Source organism: Oerskovia sp. NPDC060287 (genome assembly GCF_042726775.1).
Lineage (GTDB): Bacteria > Actinomycetota > Actinomycetes > Actinomycetales > Cellulomonadaceae > Oerskovia > Oerskovia merdavium.
Genome location: NZ_JBHXBO010000370.1, coordinates 1 through 2,696, shown reverse-complemented (window position 1 = coordinate 2,696; position 2,696 = coordinate 1). Strand labels below are relative to the sequence as shown.

The 2,696-nt window shown below is 69.0% G+C and carries 3 protein-coding genes; all 3 read right to left on the bottom strand.

What is annotated here, in order from left to right:
• Nucleotides 1–9: 9 nt before the first annotated feature.
• The gene (locus ACFWFR_RS18975; protein ID WP_377624136.1) at nucleotides 10–1,278 is read right to left on the bottom strand and encodes an ABC transporter substrate-binding protein; all 1,269 of its coding nucleotides are present in this window, start codon (nucleotides 1,276–1,278) and stop codon (nucleotides 10–12) included.
• A 181-nt stretch (nucleotides 1,279–1,459) separates the two neighbouring features.
• On the bottom strand, nucleotides 1,460–2,485 hold the full coding sequence (locus tag ACFWFR_RS18970; RefSeq protein WP_377624135.1) for a LacI family DNA-binding transcriptional regulator: 1,026 nt from the start codon (nucleotides 2,483–2,485) through the stop codon (nucleotides 1,460–1,462).
• Nucleotides 2,479–2,696: hypothetical protein (locus ACFWFR_RS18965; protein WP_377624134.1), on the bottom strand; the 218-nt coding region annotated here is incomplete at its 5' end. The genes ACFWFR_RS18965 and ACFWFR_RS18970, both read right to left, overlap by 7 nt.

Below are 2,696 nucleotides of genomic sequence, written 5' to 3'. Positions count from 1 at the left end.
CCCTGCTGATCAGCCTTCGAGCAGGTCCGCCTTGCCCTCCTCGTACGGGCCGGACAGACCGTCGAGCACCTCGGCCGGGGTCTTGGACTTGTTGACGAGCGACTGGAGCTGGCTCACGAGCACGTCGTAGTAGCCGGCGACGGGCCAGTCGGGGTAGAACGCGAGGCCGTCGGCGGCCAGGATGTCGTTGAAGTTCTGGGTCAGCGCCTGGGTACGCTCGTCGGTGATCGCCGAGACGTCACCGGCGACGGGGAGGCCGCCCGCCTCGCCCAGGATGTTCTGCACCTCGGGGCGCAGCGTGATGTCGATGAACTCCTCGGCGAGCGACTTCGAGTCCGCGTTCGTCGGCACGACCCACAGGTTGCCCGACGATCCCACCTGGAGCGTGTTGCCCGGGAAGTTGAACTGACCCCAGTCGGCGTCCATCTCCTCGACGATGCGTCCGAACCACCACGAGCCGGAGACCATCATCGGGTAGGTGCCGTTGATGAACGAGACGCCCATGTCCTCGGCCGTCAGGGCTGCCGAGTCGGAGGCGATGTAGCCCTTGTCGATCCAGTCGGCCAGGGTCTCGGTGGCCTGGGTCATCTCGGGGCCCTGGAAGTCGACGTCACCGTCGAAGAGCTGGTAGGCGTCGACGAACTCCTGGTCGGCGTTGGCGAGGACCAGCTCGTACCAGAGCTGGCCGAGCGGGTACTCCGCGCCGGCCTCGGCGAGCGGCGTGATGCCCGCGGCCTGGAAGGTCGCCATCGCGGCCTCGAGCTCGGCGAGCGTCGTGGGGATCTCGAGCCCGTGCTGCGCGAACATGTCCTTGTTGTAGTAGACGCCGACGAACTCGCCGTAGTTCGGGACCCCGTACCAGTCGCCCGATCCCATGAGGCCGTTCTCGTCGTACGTCGCGGTCGTCTGGAGCGAGCCGCTGAGCGTGGTGTCCCAGCCCCGCTCCTTCGCCGCGTCGGTCAGCGGCGTGAGCAGCCCCTGCGAGGCGAGCTGGCCCGCGGTCGCGTTGCCCTTGTTGTACTCCATGACGTCGGGCACGTCGTCGCCCGTGAGAACGATCTTGGCGTTCTTCTGGATCTGCTCGAACGTCTGCTTCTCGACGACCACCTCGACGTCGGGGTTCTCGTCCTCGAAGATCTCGATCGCCTTGGCCCAGGCCTGCCCCATGGCCGACTCGTCGGACTCGTAGTGCCAGATCGTGAGGGTCTTGTCGTCGGAGTCCCCTCCGCTGCCCCCTCCTCCGGCACACCCGGCCAGGGCGAGTGGGAGCGCTACCAAGGCAGCGACAAGAGGCTTCCGTGCACGCAACATGACTTTCTCCTCATCATTGAGCGTCGGCGTCGGCGCCGATCGTCTGGTCCTGCACCGGCGAAGCCGGCGGTCGTGCCCCTCGGCGACAGCCGAGGGTGTGACCCCGTCCCGCTGGTCGGGCTGGGGGGTCGGGGTCGAGCACCCGGGGTCAGGTGCCTCGGACAGGGGCGGGACCGACGCTCGCGCCGGCCTCGAGGTCGCACGTGACCAGGACGGGCGCGTAAGCCCGGCCGGCATCGTCGATCCGTGCGACCAAGGACTGCACCCCGAGGCGTCCGAGCTCGGCGCCCGGTGCGTGCATGGTGGTCAGGGGGGGCGTGCTCATCGCCCCCACCCCGGGTGAGCTCACGATCCCCAGCACCGAGACGTCGGCCGGGACCGCGAGACCTCGTGCCTGCAGGCCGGACAGGACACCGAACGTCGCGATCTCGTTCATCGTGACGAACGCGGTGAGCGACGGGTCCTGCTCGAGCAGCTCACCGACCGCGGCACGCCCGGCCTCGGCCGTCTCGTCGCACCGGAGGTCGCGGCCCACGAGCCCGCGGCGCTCCATGGCCGCGACGAACCCCTCGCCTGCACGCAGGGTCGGACCGTAGCCCGCCGCGGCGCTCTCGGCCGAGTGGTTGATGAACGCGATGTGACGGTGCCCGAGCACGAAGAGGTGCTCGACCGCCGCCTCGGTCGTCGCGGCGAAGTCGATGTCGACGTACGGGCGCCCCTCCAGCTCTCGCGTCCGCCCGATCATCGTGTACGGCACACCTGCCTCGTGGAGCACCTCGACCCGTGGGTCGTCGAGACGGACCTCCATGAGAAGGACGCCGTCGGCCATCCCCTGCTGGGTCAGGTCGCGGATCCCTGTCGCCTCGTGCGCCGCGAAGGGCCAGAGCACCAGGTGGTAGCCGGCCTCGCGAGCAGCCGCGGCGGCCCCGGTGACGAACTCCGAGACCGTGCCTCCGATCCCCGTCTCGGTCGCGGGGAAGATCAGCGCGAGCACGTGGCTGCGGCGTGAGGCGAGCCCACGGGCCATGGCGTTGCGTCGGTAGCCGAGGTCGCTCATCGCCGCCTCGATCCGAGCGCGCGTCTCGTCGGAGATCTTGCGGGTCCCGTTGAGCGCGTACGACACCGTGCTGAGCGACACGTTCGCTCGGGCGGCCACGTCCTGCATCGTCACCATCTCGCCACCTCCTCGTGGTCGGCTCCCTCAGGGGAGAAATCTGTCGAAGCGCTTCGATGAATACGAGTATTGACTGAACTATTGCGATCCGTCAACCCTGCCCGTGACAGACCGACGGCCCGGCACCGGGAACGGTTTGCTTCGCCGGTGACCGGAAGGTGCGCGCCGTCGTTGATGACTGCCGCGCGCACGCGGGCCAGGATGTCGTCGC